This is a genomic window from Novosphingobium sp. PC22D (genome assembly GCF_002556635.1).
Lineage (GTDB): Bacteria > Pseudomonadota > Alphaproteobacteria > Sphingomonadales > Sphingomonadaceae > Novosphingobium.
Genome location: NZ_MWMO01000031.1, coordinates 9,608 through 27,958, shown reverse-complemented (window position 1 = coordinate 27,958; position 18,351 = coordinate 9,608). Strand labels below are relative to the sequence as shown.

The following is an 18,351-nucleotide window of genomic DNA, read 5'->3' as shown; positions in this document are numbered from 1 at the left end:
TCGCCCAACGCCACCTCCAAAAGGCAGCCTTGAATCAACGCCCGATCCTGCTGTCAACCTTTGTCCACGAAACCTAGTTCTCTCCTCCGGTGTCCGGGACTTGCTCTCGCACCGAATCCCTCAGTTCCTGGAATCCGGCCTCGATATGCTGACGCGTCGCCAGCATCGCCGCCGCGGTGTCTCCGGCGATCAGCGCGGCGAGCATCTCGTCGTGCTCGTCCGCCGCGCGGCCCACTCGGCCCTTGAGGCGATTGATGAGGTCGAACGGATAGCGCGCCCACAGGATCTGCACGAAATGCAGCGTCTGCGGCATCGCCGCGATCTCGAAGAGGCGGTGGTGAAAGCGGTAATTGGCGGCGCGCGCGGCCTCGTTGTCACCGGCATCGAAGGCTTCGGCGAACTCGCGGGCGAGCACGCGCAGCTCGGCGATGTCCGCCGCCGCCACCCTTTCCACCGCGCCGCGCACGAGCTGCGTCTCCAGCAGCACGCGCAGCGTAAGCACCTCGCTGGATGCCTCGATATCGAAGGGCGCGACGGTCGCACCGCGATAGCTGTCGCCAATCACATAGCCTTCGGCGGCAAGCAGTTTGAGGGCCTCGCGCACCGGGGTAATGCTGGTGTTGAGCTGCGTCGCGATCTCTTGCTGCTTGAGCCGCGCGCCGCGTGGATATCGCCCGGAGATGATGCTCTCGCGCAGAAAGTCCGCCACCTGCTCCTCTTTTGTACGAAAGTGCATCACCATACCCTCAGCTTTTCCGTCGGACCGGAGCCCAAGCGAAATCGGCATCGCTGCCGGCCTTTACCCCACCGGATGCCAGGATGGCATCGACCTCTTCGGAAGCATAGCCGAGATCCGCGAGAATCTGCGCGGAGTGCTCGCCCAGCTCCGGCGGCGGAAGGTTGGGTGCCGCCGAACGGCCGCCGGGAAATTCCGGAACCTCGAAGTGGAGGCCCCTGTAGTCCAACTCGCGCAATTTGCCCGGCTGCCGCGCCTGCGGCGTCTCGAGCACGCGCTCGAGCGGCATCACCTCGTGGAAACCGAGACCCGCCGCGCGCAGCCGCTCCTCGATTTCGGCGAAGGCAAACTTGCCGATCGCCGAGGCCACCGCCGCTTCGACCGTGTCACGCGCCTTCTTGCGGTCGCGCAATCGCGCGTATGCCGGATCCGCATCCTCGGGCATGGCGAGCGCCCTGGTCAGCTTCGCCCAGTGCGCATCGGTGAGGATGAGCAGATAGATCCAGCGACCGTCCGCCGTGAGGTAGGCGCCGTAGCCGGGCATCGAAAACTCGCCGCCGGCTTCCTTCGAAAGCGCGCCCAGAAGCTGGGTCTTGAGCTGCATTCCGGCAAGATCGCGCGCGGCAAGGTGCAGGCCGGTTTCGTATAGCCCGATCTCGATGCGCCGCGCATCTTCGTCCGCTTGCGGATCTAGCAGCGCGGCGAGCACGCGGATCACCGCGTAAGTGCCCGCGAACTGGTCGTGGTACGATGGCCCGAAGCGCGTCGGGCGGCCATCGACCCGGTGATCGTCCATCGCCCCGGTCGCGGCTTCGGCGATGGGGTTCGTCATCAGGTCATCGGCCTGAGGCCCTTGGGCATAGCCCTTGATGTGGACATGCACCACGGCGGGGTTCGCCGCCATGCAGTCGTCCGCCGTCACGCCCAGCTTGCGCGCGGCGGCCGGGGCCAGGTTGTGGATCACGACGTCCGCGCTCGCCGCGAGGCGGCGAAAGACCTCCCGTCCCGCCTCCGACGTCAGGTCGAGGCAGAGCGCCCGCTTGGAATGGCTGTAGGCGATGATCGTGCCCGACGGTCCGCCGCGCACCAGCGAGCGGGTGGTATCGCCCGAGGGCGGCTCGATCTTGATGACCTCGGCCCCGAGTTGCGAAAGGATGTGGGTCGCAAACGGAGCTGCGATCATCGTGCCCAGTTCGAGCACGCGCTTGCCGGCAAGCGGTGTTCCATGACTCATGCTGACCTTCTACGCCTTTAATGCATTATGCATCAAGCCTTCACGTCAGTACCCCTGCTTTCTGTAGACCTTCGGCCTTCGAGATCGGCCGGCGGTCGAACCCGACGGGCCGGCGAAGCAAAAGGACATAGATTTCCACATTGCCCATAGCTCCGGCCAGGCTTCCAGCGCAGACCTACGTCGCATGGCACAGGCCGTTGCCCCGCAACGCCTTTTGCCGATACATACCGTTCACCTAGAGAGATATGCCTCTCTGTCTTCCAACACGGAAATTGCAGCAAACGGCGAATGGGTGGTGATTTAGGCCGCCGAAGTGCGCAACCAGTTTTGGTCCCGTTCTTCCCGCACATAATGCAGGAAGAACTGGGCAATCCGCAAAGACGGCGTTTCGTTTGCGATATATGATGTTGTTGCTCAACTCTCATAGACCGAGCAGGATAGAATCTCAGCCTCTCGCAAATGGCCTATTGCAAAGAGAGCCAACGATCCCGCGGCGGTTTCGTATGCCCGATCAATCAGCTTGATTAGAAGTCCGCTTGAAGGGTCGGAGTCCAACGCGTCCAAGCATTCAATCATCAGGAGGTAGGGAGCGGTGACAGCGCAGATCATGTCAGCCAGCCCGCGAGGCACTGCGCTTTCCGACAACCGCCGCCTCTTACAGAAGAATTCGAGAATGAAGTTGTGCGCTTCGTCGTTCATCAGGGGACCATAACGCCGCGCATGGTGCTTGTCTCGTCACAGCAATAGGAGGCAGAGAGCGGACGAGCCATTCTTGCGCAGAATTGCGCGCGGAAACACATCCCCGTGGCGACATGGTGGCGACACAGAATGACGGCGCAAATTCGCCTCGCCTTGAAGGCGATTATCTCACTAATTTATCTAGGAAATCTTGGAGCGGGCGAAGGGATTCGAACCCTCGACCCCAACCTTGGCAAGGTTGGTATAAGCTGTTCGCGCCAGTTCGTGCCGATACATGAATTTCGATATTTCAATGCTTTATGTGGACTCACTCCGAATTCCAATCGCCTTTCGGATCGCCCTCCGCTAGATCGGTGGTAGACCGGTGGTAGACCGAAACCGTGAGTAGGGGGACTCAAGATCGATGCCAAAGTTGACCAACAACGCCGCCGAGGAAGCCGCTCCTGGCTCCAAGCGCGAGTACATCTGGGATAGTGATCTGAGCGGATTTGGGCTGCGCATCCAGCCGAGTGGCGCGAAGATTTGGGTGGCGAAATATCGCGCCGGACACGGGGGTCGGAACGCCTCCGTGCGCTGGTTCACGATTGGCAAATACCCCTTGATCGACGCCAAGGATGCCCGAACCAAGGCTAAGAAAATCCTTGCGATGGCTGAACTTGGTGGAGATCCTATGGGGGACACCACGGCCAAGCGCCGTGAGATGCTCGTGGCCGACCTGATCGATCTATACGAAGCAGAAGGATGCGTGATTCAGCGAGGTATCCGCATCGGGACGCCAATGAAGGCGCAGACCAAGCAGTACACCATGGCCCGCCTGCGCAACCACGTCGTGCCGATCCTGGGCAGGAAGAAGATCACCGAAATATCGACTGGTGACATTGAGGCACTTTCAAAAGCGGTGGTAGACCGAAAGACCTCAAAAGACGAATTTCAGGGCCCAAGGAAGCGTATCATCGTGAGAGGGGGCCCAGGTGCCGCCCGCAAGGTAGTGCGTGACCTATCGGCCGTTTTCTCCTTCGCGGCCAGCCGAAATCTGGTCACCAGCAATCCGGTCAGTCACGCCCGCGTGCGGAAAACCGACAACAAGCGCGAACGCTTCCTTAAAATCGAGGAGATCGAGAGGCTAGGCGCCGCACTGACTGAGCTCGAGGATCGCGGTGTGAATCCCAAAGCGACCAACATCGCTCGCCTCTGGGCCCTGACAGGATGCAGGCGAAACGAGATCGCGGGGCTGAAATGGTCGGAGGTCGACTTCGAGCTCGGCAGGCTGCTGTTCGAGGATTCGAAGACAGGCAAGAATGTCAGACCTCTCGCAGGCGGAGCAGCGGCACTGCTCAAGTCACTGCTAAAGACCGCAGCGCCAGAGTCGCCCTATGTTTTTCCTGCCGAACGAGGCGAGGGATTTTATCAGGGGACCAGGAAGATCTGGCCCGAAGCCATGAAGCTCGCCGGCCTGGAAGGCGTTACCCCGCACGTGCTGCGCCATACGATGGGCGCGTTCGCAGCATCCGCAGGTGAGGCCATCCTGATGGTCGGCGCGCTGCTGGGGCATGCCAATGCACGCTCGACCCAGATCTATGCCCATATCGCGCATGACCCCGCCAGGCTGGCGGCAGACCGTGTCGCCACCCCCCTGGCAAAGGCGCTAGGGCTCAAGACCCCGCAGGGGGACGAGACCGCCACAGCCCACCCGGACAAGGACGACACGGTCACCGCTGATTAGTCAGCCTTGAGAAGCAGCACAGGCTCGGACATTTCGTTTCGTGCGGCTTCGAGCCATTGCTTCGGGGCTATTCCGCGCTCTGCCAGAAACAGAAGAGGCGCAGACCGTGTTGCTGCCGCTGCTTCGCGCTGGCGCAACTTGGTCACTTCGGGGCGAGCCAGTTCGCTGGCCTGTGTCAGGGCGAGGTCCCAGGCCTGCGTGCCCGGTTCGGCATCTTGAGACATGTGGCCATGGACGAGATCGACGAGGCCGATTGATCCCGTGAGCAGGTCGATCTGCCGATAGTTCTCATCGGCGATCCCGGCGGCAGCGTCTGGCTCGTTGGCTGCCATCAGCGCGACCACCCGCAATCCGCCCGTCATTGCGAGCGCGTCGATCATTGCATCGGCGAGGGCAAAGTTGGGCGGAAGAGCGAACAGCAGCTCGCTGGCGCGGTGATTGAACAGGTCTTGATACTTTCGGGCTTCGCGAGCGACGGAGAGCCATTCAGCGGCGGCGCGCGATTGCCGACCGATCTGCCATGCCTCCTCGTAGCGACGCGCCAGGGACTGTATCGCGAGGAAATCCTCGTCGATCCGCTCCTGCCGCAACTGGTCGAGCTTGGCGCTGAGTTCATCGACCCTGCCGGACAGGTCACGGATGGTACCCTGCACCTGGTTCAGCTTGGCGTTCACCAGTGCAAAACCGGCAAGCGACACGCCGATGCCGACCGCACCGAGGCCAAGATTGGCGATTCCGAGCTTCTGTAGGCCGGCCATGCCCTGCACGAGGCCATCGAGCTTGAGGTCCATCGTGCCGAGGCGGTTCTCGACCCTGCCGACGCCCTGTCGGATCACCTCGTTCTGGGCGACAGCAGTGGCCTGAAGAGCGAGGTCTCCAACCGCGTTGACCGCACCCACTACGGGATTGCCAGTAGCGGCCGTCAACTTGGCTCCCGTCTTCATCGCCTTGCCCAGGCTGCCCCCGAAGTCTGATGACAGGATCTGGCTCGCCACCTGCCCCCACGCGCCAGTTTCCTGCAGGTGGCTATGGATCTTGCCCTTGAGCGGCCCGGATACGTGACGGACCACGCTGCCCACGACGCGCAACGTGCCGTCGTCGATCCCGGTCTGAGCGGCGATTGTGGGCACCAGAAGACGAGCAATGCTGCTCATAGCGACATGCTCCTTGCATCGTTGGCGACTTCATCGACCAGGGCGACCACCTGGGACATCAGCGGGCGCGGTTCGCCCCGCTCGCCCATCCAGGCAATCGCGATCCGTTCCGAGGCGCTGTTGCGCAGGCGGTCATGCAACCCCACGCCGCTTTGCAGTTTCTGGCTGGCCGCATCTGCAGTCGTGCTGACCGTGTCGAGGAGCCAGGCCCCCCACTCACGGGCGCCGCTGGCGACGCGGTTGTTCGCTACATAGCTGCCGACGCTCGCCCAGCGGCTCCCATCAGATCCCGCAGAAGCGGGCGGCGAGGCAGGGCCCTTGGTCGCAGCCCCTGTTTCATCACGCTGGGCATCCGGCCCCGCCGATTTCGCCTCCACCGCCGGAAATGTGAAGGACGCAGCGCTGGCGATCAGGGCCTCGGCAAGCGGTGCATAGTCGGGCGCGATCATGCGCAGTTCCTCGGCCGCCTGCCTGAACAGCCCATCGAGCGCCCCGGAAAGTACAGCCTTCATGGGAGCGTCGATCTTTTCGTAGGTAAAGCTGGCCGGGTCCCAGATCGTATCGAGGATGCTTGCATCCTTGGCGATGTGGACCTCAAGGCCTTCACGTGCGCCCTTCGCGGCACCGTTGATCAGGCGCCACGCCGCGAGCTGCAGTTCGTCGCGCCAGGCGCCTACCGCCTGGCGCTGTTCAAGACGCTCGATGTTCAAGGGATTCTCCAGACCATGGCCTTATGCGAACAGGATAATTGATCGTGGGAAGCGCCATGACACCACTTGAGTGGCTCATCTGCGTCAGATTCGGTCGTTCTCACACGCCTATGCTTCTTCACTACTTGCAAATATTCGATGAACGCCGAATTTCAGGATCATGGCAAAGATCATGATCGCACTTTTTCTCATCGGGGCCGCCGGTTTCGTCGCGGCAATGGCCTTTGCCCTTGTGGTGGCCGTGATGCGTTGGCTAGCGCTGGTCGTCTTGCCTGCGCTGATGGCCGGCATCGCTGCGTTCGTCCTGACCATGGCGATCACCGACCTGGCCTCGGCTGACGGCGATCCAGCGAGCCATGCCCTCGCTGCTGTGGGGTCTGCCCTGGTGGCCTTCCTGACCGTCCTCGTCAGGCTATCGGCAACGAAGCCGGCAAGGTCGATCCCCGCCTTCGCAGCTCAAACTGCCGAGAAGTCGCCACAGGAACCCGCCGGATACGAGGACGTCGGCGATGCATGGGAGCGTGCGTTGCGGCTAGCCCCCAGCCGACGCGAGGACCTTGAGGCTGCGCGGGAGGATTGCTCGCTCCTGCTCCATGAACACCGGCGGGCAGCCGGAATTGCCGATCCGGAACTGCTCGAGACCGAGATCCTGCTGCGCCGCTACCTTCCGAGTCTGGTAAGCGGGACCGAGGACCGTTTGCGCACCACTCGCAGGAAGGACCGGGCGCCGATCCGAGAGGAACTGACCGGCTTCCTGGCCGCATTCGGACGCAGGTCCCGCGAAGTACTCGACAGGCTGGGAAAATCCGCCGCCGAACGCGACGTGGTGCTCCGCAATCATCTGACAAATCGGCTGATCAGGGGCCCGGAAGAGCTCGGCGGAACCTAGAACCTCGGCACGGTTGCAGCCGTTGCAGACGAACTCTCGCGCCATTCTGCAAAGCAATCGTGCAGCTCGCCCGGCAGTTCACCTTCGAAATTCTCGTCCAAAGGATAATGCGGCATCGCCTGCGCCACCGCATCGAGCAGCGCCATGCCCTGCTGACGATCCTTTGGGCGTTTCAGCGGATTGCGCTTGGCCTGCCTGGCCATCCAGAGCTTGTGCAGGGCGAACCACCTCGGATCGGGCGCAACGATGCGGGCCGGTGTCCCGTCGCGGCAGCCTATCACATGGTCGACAGGCCGCCCGAGCAGCAGCCACTCCTGCTCGGGCAAGGGGATCGGCCGGGGCTGATCGCGTGAGCCAAGCGTTTCCGCGCGCGAAGGTGCAACGAGCAACTCGACCTCGTAGGCCTTGGCATTGCGCGCCTGGAAGGTGCGCTCGGTGTTGAGCGTGAACGTGGAATCGACCGCCTTGAGCATGTCCCAGACCCGCCGCTCGTTCTCCTCAGCCTCCTCGGCCACCCAGGCGATGTCGAAATCCTCGGTTTCGTCGGGCAGCAGGATCGCAGCATTCGCCTCGGCCATGTAGGCGGGGATCGCGTTGGTCCCCACCACGAGCAGGTGTGTGCCGAGCAGGCTCCTCCTGTCGCACTCACGCAGGATCGGCCCGGCCTCTGACGAGAGCAGCGGCAGCCGGAGTGCGCGGTACAGGGCCGCGCTTTCAGCAAGAACGGGGCGCAGGGACCGAATGCGGTCCTTCAACGCTGACTTCTCGGCATGATAGGCTTCAAACTGTTGCTCAAGCTCGGGCGTCATCGGGCCTAGACTGGCGCCATTTCCCCCGCGGTCGAAAATCCGGTAAAGGTACTCCCGCCCGCTCACGGTCTTGCGCCTGAGATCGTAGGGCAAGACAGCCAGAGCGCGCTCGGATTCCATCCATGTTTCGTAGCGCTGCCGCAAATTTATCAGCAGTCGGGACTGCTCATCGGAAAAGGGGCGAGTTACGGCCATGCCGTTTTATCCCACAATTCTTCAATATCGGCAATCTGCGGGATAAGCGCAGCTTTGCCGCCGGATCTCGATGAAGGCAGTTATCTGTCCGGCCGATATCTCGATTAAAACCCTGCAATATCGTCTGTCGTGACTTTTCGTTAGCATATTTTCCGGCAACACTTGCGACAGTTCCGGTCATAGTATTGGAACCGGGGGACGGGTGATATGGACAAGATCGAGCCGGCAAGACGCATGGGAAAGCTGCGCCGGGCATTGACGCTGGTCCATCTGCTTTCTGAATCCAGCGAAGGCCTTACTCTGGACGAAATGGCCCATGCTCTTGGCGTGACACGCCGGACCGCCGAGCGCCTACGCGACGCCCTGCGCGAGGAATTCGACATTGAGGAGCGGCTGGACGACCGCACCAAACGCTTCTTCATCCGTGAAACGCTGCGCCGAGCCTATACTCGTCCGACCGCAGCCGAAGTTGCCGCGCTGGAAGCAGAGGTAGCCGCAGCCCAAACCCGCCGGACAGGCCATGCCGCGCAACTCGAAAGCCTGCTCATCAAGGTCAAGTCCGCTCTCGATTCACGCGAGCGGTCCCGACTCGCTCCGGACCTCGATGCGTTGGTTCGCCTGCAGCGCAGCCGCGTCGTCGCAGGTCCTGCCCTAGACCCCGATCCAGCTGTGCTTGCAGCCATTCAGGGTGCGATCCTGGCGGGCAGTTGCATCGAATTCGACTACGTTCCCGAGGGAGCTTCTGAGGCGAAATGGCGTCGTGTCGTACCCCTCGGGCTGATCCATGGACCGACGACCTATCTCGTCGGCCAGTTCCCAATACGCCACGACCGACCAGTGCCGGACCCTGTCTTCTTCCGGCTCGACCGCATGACCGGCGCACGGGCATCGAACACCCCTGGCTGCGCGCCGGACGATTGGGATCTCGATGCATGGCTGGCCCAAGGCTTCGGAATCTGGCGCGAGGAGGACCATGAGATCGTGCTCCGGGTCCTGCCCAGCGCGGTCGAGAAGGCAAAGCGCTGGCGCTTCCATCCCGGTCAGCAGATCGAGAACGATGGCGATGAACTGCTCGTGCGTTTCCGCTCGGGGGGCCTGCGCGAGATCGCCGAACACCTTTTCACCTGGGGCGGCGACATCCGCATCGAAGCCCCGGAAGCGCTCCGCAAGGTAATGCGCGAGCGCGTGCTATTGGCGCTGGGCTCAGTCTGATGCGACCGCTTCTGTCGTCCAAGAAATTCATCGCGACATGGCCGTCCCGGGTGGCGGTTGGGAGAAAATGACCATGCGCGCCGTCAACATAATCGTGGTAGCTGTTGCGGTCGCAATCTCTGCCTTGATCCTCACTCCCGATGCGGCCCGCCAATGGCTGCGGGAAAAACTGACCGGCGATCCATCCGAAACCGCGGAGGCCGAGATCCTCGAAGGGTTCGAGAAGCTCAATAGGCTAGTAGTATATCGCGCCTATATCACCGCCATCAGCGATAAGACTGGCCCAGGATGGGTATTCAATTCCCGCCAGGTGCTCATAACTCCGGCATACGTCAACTACTTCGTCGATCTCGACGGGCTGGATGGCAGCGCAATCACCATGAACGCTGGCAACGCGGGAAGCAGGACAATGACAATCACCCTACCTCCCCTAATGCTTGAGCGACCCAACGTCGATGCGGCGAACATGTTGATAGTTTCCGAGGGTATCCTGACGAAGTTCAGTTCATCCACGGAGGCACTTCGAAAGGCCAATACCAAGTCTGCGATGAGGCAGCTTAAAGCAAAAGCTCGTCAGAGCTTCCTCGTCAAGCAGGCACGCGAGCAAGCAATAGTCGCGGTTGGCGGATTTGCTGAGAAAATTCTTCGACAATCAGACATAGCCGATGTCAACATCGTCGTTCGGTTCAAGGGCGGTTAAATGCAAATTGAGAACAAAGCGGATTTCGGCAATGCCTGCGCCGCATTCGACGAAGTGGAAATCACCGAGCTCAGGGAGATCGCGAAGTCCTATCGGGAAGCAAGCGGGCTTATTATTAAGCTTTCAAACTTGGCCGGCGGCCAGATCGACAAGATGATCAGCAAGGTTCCCGACGGGTGGCATGCTGGCATTGCACAGGCGACGGATCTCGCGCTGCGCACATCCTACGCGGCAGCTTCGACGACGCATCCGGACGAAAGTGAAGAAGGTACGCTCAACCGCGTCCTCGCCTATTGCAGCGGAGAACGCTGGCACAAGCTCGCCTCATCGCTAAGTGGTGCGGTCGGTGGCGCAGGTGGACTAACGACGCTAGCCGCCGACCTCGCCGCAACGACCACGCTGGTCCTTCGCTCGATACAGCAGATTGCAGCCGGATATGGCGAAAATATTGACGATGAGGCGGTACGCCTTGAGTGCATCGCGGTATTTGGTTTCGGGGGGCCACTGACAGAGGACGATGAGGTCGAAACTGGCCTGTTCGGCGTGCGGATGGCACTTCGCGGCAAGTCACTCGAGACCTTGTTGCGCGCCATCGTTCCTAGGCTGCTTCCCAACATCGGATCGAAGGCGATCAGCCAGGCCGTACCGCTTCTCGGCGCTCTCGCAGGAGCGACAATCAATCCCGTTTTTACCGACTACTACCAGAAAATGGCTCACGTCCACTTCCGGCTCCGCCGACTGGAACGTGGTCACGATCCTGAGCAAGTAAAGGCCTGTTTCGAACGGGTGGTCACTCAAATGAAGGCAGGCAAGCGATGAACGTACGCGCAGATGAAAGCGTTAAACTCCAGCTCGAGCCAATCGAGACCATGAGGACTGTAAGCGTCATCATTTCCAATTGGCTGAGCGGCAAATTGTCACTGCGGGCGGACGCTTGCGGATCGAAGCGTTAGGGGGACTGGTGCCAGTCATAATCGAGTTCGTGATGCCGGGATTTGGTCCGATCTGATGCGACCGAAATTATCGTATCCCCTTGATTTGGACAGTCTGTTGAATTTGAATCCTCAAGTGAGCTCTAGCCGATGAATCGAACGGACCCGAGGGGCGTCGAAATTGAACGAAATGACTTACAAAAATATTAGATATTACAGTTTGGATGCATTACTTCATCATAGTGCATTTAATTGCCGTTCAGCGCAGACCAGCGACTACATGGGGCCACGATGAGCGAAAATTTCTTTGCAACACCAATACTGAACTCGCCCTATGAAGAACCTGCTCGTCATTGGCGCCTCGATGACAATGGCCAGCCCACGGGTATCATAGAGCCCACTCGGCGGAAATCCGCACTCGTTTCCCCGATCCCGAAGGCCAAGAAGGCCAAGGGCAAAGGCGCAGTCCAGCCGGACCTCCTGGCCGGCGAGGATGGACTGGAATACAATCCGACTGAGGTCATCAATGGCATCCGTTCGGCAGTCGACAGCTGGAGGCAGTTGCCCGAAAGCCAGTGGCAGGTGACGCCGACGACGGCTCGGCTGTTGCGCCACTGGCGTACCCACAAGTTCGCGGCACAAAGGCCCTTTTTTTGCCAGGTCGAAGCTGTTGAAACGGTCATATGGCTGACGGAAGTCGCGCCCAAGTCGTCATCGCAGGGCAGGCGGTTCTGGGCCCATCTGGAGGCTGCAAATGCGGCCTCGAACCCCGAGCTCATGCGGCTTGCGCTCAAGCTCGCCACCGGAGCCGGCAAGACGACCGTGATGGCCATGCTGATTGCCTGGCACACGCTCAACTCGGTACGCCATCCAGGTTCGAAGCGACACTCTCGCGGATTTCTGGTCGTCGCGCCCGGCATCACGATCAAGGATCGCCTGCGGGTCCTCCTGCCGAACGATACCGAAGCGTATTACCGTGACCGGGAGATTGTGCCCGAGGACATGCTCCGCGACATGGGTAAGGCGAAGATCGTGATCACCAATTTCCACGCATTCAAGCGAAAGGATGAGGTGCCGCTAAACAAGGTCCAGCGTGCCGCACTGAGGACCGAGCCGAAGCCGGAAAGCGATGGGGCCATGATCAGGCGGATAGCCAACGAGCTCATGGGCCTGAAGAACGTCGTGGTGCTCAATGACGAGGCCCACCACTGCTACCGAGAGCGGCCGCTGACGCCTGAAGAAGCCAAACAGCTGAAGGGCGATGCCCTCGCCGAAGCGAAGGAAAACAACGAAGCGGCCCGCCTATGGATTTCGGGCCTGGAAGCCGTCCAGCGCGAGTTGGGCATCGCAATGGTCTACGACCTGTCGGCAACACCCTTCTTCCTGCGCGGATCCGGATATCGGGAGGGCTCACTTTTCGGCTGGGTGATGAGCGACTTCTCGCTCATGGACGCCATCGAGTGCGGCATCGTGAAGCTACCCCGCGTGCCGATCCTCGACAACACCATCGGCGGCGACACCCCCATGTTCCGGAACCTTTGGGAGACCCTCCAGAAGGAGCCCGTGAAGCTCCCCAAGAAAGGCAGGGCCGGAGCCGGCAAGCTCGACCCCCAGAAATTGCCCAATCCGCTCCTGACGGCCATCGACGCGCTCTATGGCCACTACGAGAAGACCCATGCCGCTTGGCGCGATGCCGGCATCGATGTCGACCCGGTCTTCATCGTGGTCTGCAACAACACCGCGACATCGAAGCTCGTGCACGATTACATCGCGGGATACGAGATCGAGGATGACAGCGGCGCCAGGACCCTCATGGCTGGCAAGTGCAAGCTGTTCCGCAATTTCGATCCCGACGGCATTGCCCTGCCCCGCATGCGTACGCTCCTGATCGATTCGCTCCAGCTCGAATCTGGTGACGCCATATCCAAGGAGTTCCGCGACGCGGCGGCCGACGAAATCGCGCGTTTCAAGGAAGAGCTGATCCAGCGCACGGGTGACCGGGCCGCGGCCGACAAGATCGACGATGCAACGATCCTGCGCGAGGTGCTCAATACCGTCGGCCGCAAGGGACAGCTCGGCGAGGGCATCCGTTGCGTGGTCTCGGTTTCGATGCTCACCGAGGGCTGGGACGCCAACACCGTCACACACGTCCTCGGCGTCCGGGCTTTCGGGACCCAGCTCCTGTGCGAGCAAGTCATGGGTCGCGCCCTGCGCCGACGCTCCTACCAGCTTCAGGACAATGGCCACTTCAAGGTTGAGTATGCAGACGTCCTCGGCATCCCGTTCGATTTCACCGCACAGGCCGTCGTCGCCCCGCCCGACAGGCCGGACAACATGGTCCGCGTCCATGCTCTCAGCCCCGAACGGGACGACAGCGAGATCCGCTTCCCTCGCGTCGAGGGCTATCGCACCGAGCTGCCGCAGGACGTGCTCCACGCCGAATTCACCGATGATTCCGTTCTTGAGCTGACCCCCGAACTGGTGGGCGCGACCGAAACGATAAACTCGGGCATCGTCGGCGAAAGCAGTGCCCTCACCCTTGACCACCTCAAGGACGAGCGGCTCTCCACCATCGCCTTCCGCCTGGCCAACCGCATCGTCGTGCGCAAGTACACCGAGGCCGGACAGCAGCCCAACCCTCGGCTCATCATGCAGATGCGCACCGTCGTCCGGCGCTGGATGAACGAGTGCTTGGTCCTCAAGGGCGGCACGATGCCGTTGCAACTGCTCTACTATGCCATCGCCGACCGCGTGGCCGACCGTATCATCGCCGCCGTCAGCCGCAGCGAGGAGGGCGGCGGCCGCGTGCTCGCGATCCTCGATCCCTACAACCAGGCGGGCTCCAGCGCGAACGTCAGCTTCATGACCAGCAAGGACCGATACGACACCGGCCCGCGCTGCCACGTGAACCATGCCGTACTCGACAGCGACTGGGAGGGCGTGTTCTGCCAGGTCGCCGACGAGCACCCCCGCGTTCTCGCCTGGGTCAAGAACCACAACCTCGGCTTCGAGGTCCCCTACCTCGCGGGTGGCGAAGCCCGCCGCTACCGCCCCGACTTCATCCTGCGGATCGACGACGGCAAGGGCGCGGACGACCCGCTCAACCTCGTCGTCGAGATCAAGGGCAAGAAGGACGAGGACGACAAGGACAAGAAGCTCACCATGGAAACCCTCTGGATCCCCGGCGTCAACGCACTGGGCACGCAGGGCCGCTGGGCCTTCGCGCAGTTCGAGGACGTCTGGACGATCAAGACCGAGTTCGGCGCCAAGTTCTCGGCCTGGCTCGACAAGGTGGGAGGGAAAGATGACTGATTTCAGACGGTTTGCAGTCATCAAGACAGCATGGTGCAACACCTACACAGGCGATAGTCCTTATGGCAACTTCACCTACACCGAAGACGGTAATCTCGGGGCTGAATGCCTCAACATGTATCCAACGCAAGATGGTTATCAGGTCTATTGTATAGCCCCGGCGCCTAAGCCGGAGCATCCGGAAAAATGGACCATCGCCCATGTCGCAAGGGATCCAGCCGATGGTGGCATGAAGTTGATAGGCTGGTACGAAGACGCTGATTTTCTCGGCGAATACAAGCTCCGCGACGTCGGCAAGTTTGCCGACAATATCTTTTGTATCCGGGCCGGTCGAGCATTCGAGATAGCTCCTGAGGATAGGCCGTCCTTCGACCATGGCCGGCAGTTTGGCAGCATGCGCATCGGCTGGCTTCGAGGCAGGTCGACGAATACCGACTGGACACGGGTTCGGGGCATTCTCGAAGAACTCATCCAATCCTTAAAAGCAAAAGCAGATCAGCCCGGGATTGACGGCACCAAGCTGGGACCAATCCGCGTCGGGGATACTTCGCATGTGATCGCGAACGTCGAGGTTGCAGTCGATGACGGTGGCGAAATGTACGGCAGGGTGCCAGGCGGAGAGAGCCCCGAGCATCGAGAATTGCGTGAGTGGGCCAGGGATAATCCAGACAAGTTCGGCATTCGCCCTGATTTGGGCCTCAAAGCTGCCACGGAGTACCCGCTGCCTTCCGGAGACCGCATTGATGCAGTGCACATCGGTGAGCGCAATGCATTGCTGATCGAAGCCAAGTCCCACCGTTCGGGTGAAGCCGACATGGAGCGGGGCATATTCCAATGCGTGAAATACCGCGCGGTATTTCTTGCGATGAATGATGCCCCTCCCCCCGACGGTGTAGAGACAATCCTACTCACTCAGAGGCACCTGAGCCCAAGACTGGAAGCCTTGGCGAAGCGTCTCAAGGTCACGACCAAAATTCAAAGCGAGATGAAATAATGCCCAAGCCACCCCTCTCGGTCGATGCCCTGACCCATGACGAGGCCTCGCGGCGCAATGCGCCTACGGCGGAGCTGGAGCCGTTCGTGCCGGCCGAGGTGAAGCGGCCGATCCTCGCGGCTTACGAGCGGCGCAATGCCGATCTCGATCCGCAGCTCGTCTGGCGGGGCAAGGACGTGGCGGACTGGTCCGATCTCGTGGTCGAGGCGCCGCCGCTCTACATCCAGGAGAAGATCCACCCCAAGGTGCTGATCGATGACCTGAAGCGCGCCACGCCTGACAAGGAGGCCGATGACGCGCCCGATCTCTTCGCCGATTTCAACGGCGTCGATCCCGAGGCGGCGACCGATTTCTACAACCACGAGCAGCACTGGTCGAACCGCATGATCCTGGGCGACGGGCTCAAAGTCATGGCGAGCCTGGCCGAGCGCGAGGCGCTGAAGGGCAAGGTGCAGTGCATCTACATAGACCCGCCCTACGGCATCAAGTTCAACTCGAACTTCCAGTGGTCGACCACCAGCCGCGACGTGAAGGACGGCAAGGCCGATCACCTCACCCGCGAACCCGAGCAGGTAAAGGCCTTTCGCGACACCTGGCGCGACGGCATCCACTCCTACCTTACCTACCTGCGCGACCGCCTGACGGTGGCGCGCGACCTGCTGACCGAAAGCGGCAGCGTCTTCGTGCAGATCGGCGAAGAGAATGTGCATCGCGTTCGGGCGCTGCTTGATGAGATATTTGGGGAAGCAAATAGCGTTTCTCAGATCACATTCTTTAAATCTGGGAGCCAAACCACAACGCTGCTCCCCTCGTCTGCCGATTATATCTTGTGGTATGCAAAGGACATTTCACGAGCAAAGATGCGCCCCGCATGGTATCCAAAGATCGAAGGCAAGTCGGCTGTTCAGGTATACCGACACGTACTTTTACCGGATGGCACCCGACGAAACTTGACTTCTGAGGAATTTGACAACCCCAGTTCATTGCCTGTTGGTAGCAAAATTTATCGCCTCTCTGGGATGACTTCGGCAACTGGAAGTTCAACAACTAGCTTCGCTTACACGCTGCATGGGAAAACTTCAAAACCTCCACGAGGTGGGTGGCGAACGAATCTCGAAGGGATGGATCGTCTCACGAGGGCGGACATGATTACGCCAAGTGGAACTACTATTGCCACCTACAAATATATCGATGACTTTCCATTATCACCACATACAAATATTTGGATGGATACGGGAACGGGTAGTTTCACTGATCCGAAGATTTATGTTGTCCAAACTGGCTCAAAGACGGTCGAACGGTGCATCCTGATGACAACCGATCCCGGCGACCTCGTGCTCGATCCGACCTGCGGTTCGGGCACCACGGCGTATGTAGCCGAGCAGTGGGGGCGGCGGTGGATTACCATCGACACCAGCCGCGTCGCGCTCGCGCTTGCCCGGGCTCGGCTGATGGGCGCGCGCTATCCCTGGTACCTCCTCGCCGACAGCCCCGAGGGCCAGAAGAAGGAAGCCGAGGTCACCCGCCTGCCCCCGGCCACCTCGCCCACCCAGAACCGCCTGCGCCAGGGATTCGTCTACAAGCGCGTGCCGCACATCACCCTCAAGTCCATCGCCAACAACGCCGAAATCGACACCATCTGGGAGAAGTACCTGCCCTTCTTCGAGTGGATCAGGCCGTTCTTCCCCGGTGAGGTCAAAGAGGAGTGGGAAGTCTTTCAGGATGGCTTTGCCGAAAAGCACGGCAATCCCCTCTTGCAGGTCGAGCCCAATTGCGTAGCCCACATTGTCGGCGAACTCCGATGCACACCGCCGAAGTGGGAACGCGAGGGCTACATGCACCACAACGAATTGATCGCCCTTGCCCGCCATATCCGCATCGCCCGCCAGAAGGAGATCGACGCCTCCATCGCCGCGCGCGCCGATACCGAATACCTCTACGACCAGCCCTATGAGGACAAGGGCCGGGTGCGCGTCGCCGGGCCCTTCACGGTCGAGAGCCTCTCGCCCCACCGCGTCCCCGCAGTCGACGTGGATGACAGCCTGTTCGACGAACTCGAGGCCGCCGAGGGGCGCCGCCAGCCCGATGCCGTCGGCGGCGGCGAGGCGGCCGACTTCGTGCAGATGGTGCTCGACAACCTGAAGAAGTCAGGCGTGCAGCAGGCGCACAAGGCCGACCGGGTGACTTTCGCCAGCCTCACCCCCTGGCCCGGCCGCTTCGTCGCCGCCGAGGGCCGCGTGCGCCAGTCCTCCGATCCCGAGGATGCCCCTGAAAAGCGCGCCGCGATCTTCATCGGTCCCGAATACGGCACCGTCAGCCGCCCCGACCTCGTCGGCGCGGCCAAGGAGGCGATGGAGGCAGGCTTCGACCTTCTGATCGCCGCCGCCTTCAACTTCGATGCCCACGCCAGCGAGTTCGAGGGCATGGGCGCGCTCACCGCCCTGCAGGCGCGGATCAACCCTGACCTCCACATGCCGGACCTCGCCAACACCGGCGCGGGCAACCTCTTCACCGTGTTCGGCGAACCGGACATCGCGGTCCACGATGAAGGCGACGGTCGCATCAGCATCGAGGTGGCCGGGATCGACATGTACAAGGGCGGCGAGATCGTCAGCAACGATCCCGACGAGATTGCGGTCTGGTTCATCGACACCGACTACAACTACGAAAGCTTCTTCGTACGCCACGCCTACTTCCCCGGCGCGAACGATCCCTACAAGGCGCTGAAAACCACCCTGAAAGCCGAGATCGATACGGAGGCCTGGGAGTCGCTCAAGAAAACCCGGTCACGCCCCTTCCCCCGTCCTACCGGCGGCCGCGTGGCCGTGAAAGTCATCAACCACCTCGGCGACGAGGTAATGAAAGTGGTGGAGGTTTGAGTGGGTAAGAGCGCAACAATCGTTTGGTGTCCAACTTGCAAGGACTTTCACCCATGCGATTCACTTAACGATTACATGAGCGGGAAATACACTGATAGTGAATATCCCGATATTGGATACTTCCTCCGCACGAGATTCTGCGAAAATTGCGAGGGTCGGTTTCAAACTGTTGA

At 61.1% G+C, this 18,351-nt stretch carries 14 protein-coding genes; 8 read left to right on the top strand and 6 right to left on the bottom strand.

What is annotated here, in order from left to right; genetic code table 11:
• Positions 1-73: 73 nt before the first annotated feature.
• From B2G71_RS22995 to B2G71_RS22985, 3 genes are all read right to left on the bottom strand, one after another.
• Positions 74-709 (bottom strand): GntR family transcriptional regulator, encoded by a 636-nt coding sequence (locus tag B2G71_RS22995; RefSeq protein ID WP_206049496.1) that lies wholly within the window; start codon positions 707-709, stop codon positions 74-76.
• A gap of 37 nt (positions 710-746) precedes the next feature.
• Positions 747-1,970: a CaiB/BaiF CoA-transferase family protein gene (locus tag B2G71_RS22990; protein ID WP_098108991.1), complete on the bottom strand. Its 1,224-nt coding sequence runs from the start codon at positions 1,968-1,970 to the stop codon at positions 747-749.
• Between the two features lie 414 nt (positions 1,971-2,384).
• Positions 2,385-2,669: a hypothetical protein gene (locus B2G71_RS22985; protein WP_098108990.1), complete on the bottom strand. Its 285-nt coding sequence runs from the start codon at positions 2,667-2,669 to the stop codon at positions 2,385-2,387.
• Positions 2,670-3,081: 412 nt separating this feature from the next.
• Here B2G71_RS22985 and B2G71_RS22975 point away from each other — a divergent pair, with 412 nt between their 5' ends.
• A complete protein-coding gene (locus B2G71_RS22975; protein ID WP_240530321.1) occupies positions 3,082-4,392 on the top strand; it encodes a site-specific integrase in 1,311 nt (436 codons plus the stop codon).
• Here the strand turns inward: B2G71_RS22975 and B2G71_RS22970 are convergent.
• Positions 4,389-5,546, bottom strand: coding sequence for a hypothetical protein (locus B2G71_RS22970; RefSeq protein WP_141521683.1), 1,158 nt, complete (start codon positions 5,544-5,546; stop codon positions 4,389-4,391). The two genes, B2G71_RS22975 and B2G71_RS22970, sit on opposite strands and share 4 nt — an antisense overlap.
• Complete coding sequence (locus tag B2G71_RS22965) at positions 5,543-6,256, bottom strand: hypothetical protein (RefSeq protein WP_098108987.1); 714 nt, start codon at positions 6,254-6,256, stop codon at positions 5,543-5,545. The genes B2G71_RS22970 and B2G71_RS22965 overlap by 4 nt, the downstream gene beginning before the upstream one ends.
• Positions 6,257-6,416: 160 nt before the next feature.
• Between B2G71_RS22965 and B2G71_RS22960 the strand changes: the two genes are divergently transcribed.
• Positions 6,417-7,145: a hypothetical protein gene (locus B2G71_RS22960; RefSeq protein ID WP_098108986.1), complete on the top strand. Its 729-nt coding sequence runs from the start codon at positions 6,417-6,419 to the stop codon at positions 7,143-7,145.
• Here B2G71_RS22960 and B2G71_RS22955 read toward each other — a convergent pair.
• Entirely contained in the window at positions 7,142-8,149 is a 1,008-nt protein-coding gene (locus B2G71_RS22955; RefSeq protein WP_098108985.1) for a GSU2403 family nucleotidyltransferase fold protein, read from the bottom strand. The two genes, B2G71_RS22960 and B2G71_RS22955, sit on opposite strands and share 4 nt — an antisense overlap.
• A gap of 207 nt (positions 8,150-8,356) precedes the next feature.
• Here B2G71_RS22955 and B2G71_RS22950 point away from each other — a divergent pair, with 207 nt between their 5' ends.
• The 6 genes from B2G71_RS22950 to B2G71_RS22925 all read left to right on the top strand — a co-directional run bounded on the left by B2G71_RS22950 (position 8,357) and on the right by B2G71_RS22925 (position 18,178).
• Positions 8,357-9,361: a WYL domain-containing protein gene (locus B2G71_RS22950; RefSeq protein WP_240530320.1), complete on the top strand. Its 1,005-nt coding sequence runs from the start codon at positions 8,357-8,359 to the stop codon at positions 9,359-9,361.
• 73 nt (positions 9,362-9,434) lie between these two features.
• Entirely contained in the window at positions 9,435-10,061 is a 627-nt protein-coding gene (locus B2G71_RS22945; RefSeq protein ID WP_168176469.1) for a DUF4230 domain-containing protein, read from the top strand.
• Positions 10,062-10,880, top strand: coding sequence for an EcsC family protein (locus tag B2G71_RS22940; RefSeq protein WP_098108983.1), 819 nt, complete (start codon positions 10,062-10,064; stop codon positions 10,878-10,880). It abuts the gene before it with no gap.
• Between the two features lie 431 nt (positions 10,881-11,311).
• Positions 11,312-14,305, top strand: coding sequence for a DEAD/DEAH box helicase family protein (locus B2G71_RS22935; protein ID WP_346426952.1), 2,994 nt, complete (start codon positions 11,312-11,314; stop codon positions 14,303-14,305).
• Positions 14,298-15,299 carry a hypothetical protein gene (locus B2G71_RS22930; RefSeq protein ID WP_141521682.1) on the top strand — a complete coding sequence of 334 codons (1,002 nt, stop codon included), beginning with the start codon at positions 14,298-14,300 and terminating at the stop codon, positions 15,297-15,299. The genes B2G71_RS22935 and B2G71_RS22930 overlap by 8 nt, the downstream gene beginning before the upstream one ends.
• Positions 15,299-18,178 carry a site-specific DNA-methyltransferase gene (locus tag B2G71_RS22925; protein ID WP_098108980.1) on the top strand — a complete coding sequence of 960 codons (2,880 nt, stop codon included), beginning with the start codon at positions 15,299-15,301 and terminating at the stop codon, positions 18,176-18,178. Before B2G71_RS22930 ends, B2G71_RS22925 begins: the two co-directional genes overlap by 1 nt.
• Positions 18,179-18,351: the final 173 nt, after the last annotated feature.

Excerpts from the sequence above, each read along its gene's own strand:
- B2G71_RS22990 (WP_098108991.1), bottom strand. The coding sequence starts at position 1,970 with ATGAGTCATGGAACACCGCTTGCCGGCAAGCGCGTGCTCGAACTGGGC.
- B2G71_RS22985 (WP_098108990.1), bottom strand. The coding sequence starts at position 2,669 with ATGAACGACGAAGCGCACAACTTCATTCTCGAATTCTTCTGTAAGAGG.
- B2G71_RS22970 (WP_141521683.1), bottom strand. The coding sequence starts at position 5,546 with ATGAGCAGCATTGCTCGTCTTCTGGTGCCCACAATCGCCGCTCAGACC.
- B2G71_RS22960 (WP_098108986.1), top strand. The coding sequence starts at position 6,417 with ATGGCAAAGATCATGATCGCACTTTTTCTCATCGGGGCCGCCGGTTTC.
- B2G71_RS22955 (WP_098108985.1), bottom strand. The coding sequence starts at position 8,149 with ATGGCCGTAACTCGCCCCTTTTCCGATGAGCAGTCCCGACTGCTGATA.
- B2G71_RS22950 (WP_240530320.1), top strand. The coding sequence starts at position 8,357 with ATGGACAAGATCGAGCCGGCAAGACGCATGGGAAAGCTGCGCCGGGCA.
- B2G71_RS22945 (WP_168176469.1), top strand. The coding sequence starts at position 9,435 with ATGCGCGCCGTCAACATAATCGTGGTAGCTGTTGCGGTCGCAATCTCT.
- B2G71_RS22940 (WP_098108983.1), top strand. The coding sequence starts at position 10,062 with ATGCAAATTGAGAACAAAGCGGATTTCGGCAATGCCTGCGCCGCATTC.
- B2G71_RS22930 (WP_141521682.1), top strand. The coding sequence starts at position 14,298 with ATGACTGATTTCAGACGGTTTGCAGTCATCAAGACAGCATGGTGCAAC.
- B2G71_RS22925 (WP_098108980.1), top strand. The coding sequence starts at position 15,299 with ATGCCCAAGCCACCCCTCTCGGTCGATGCCCTGACCCATGACGAGGCC.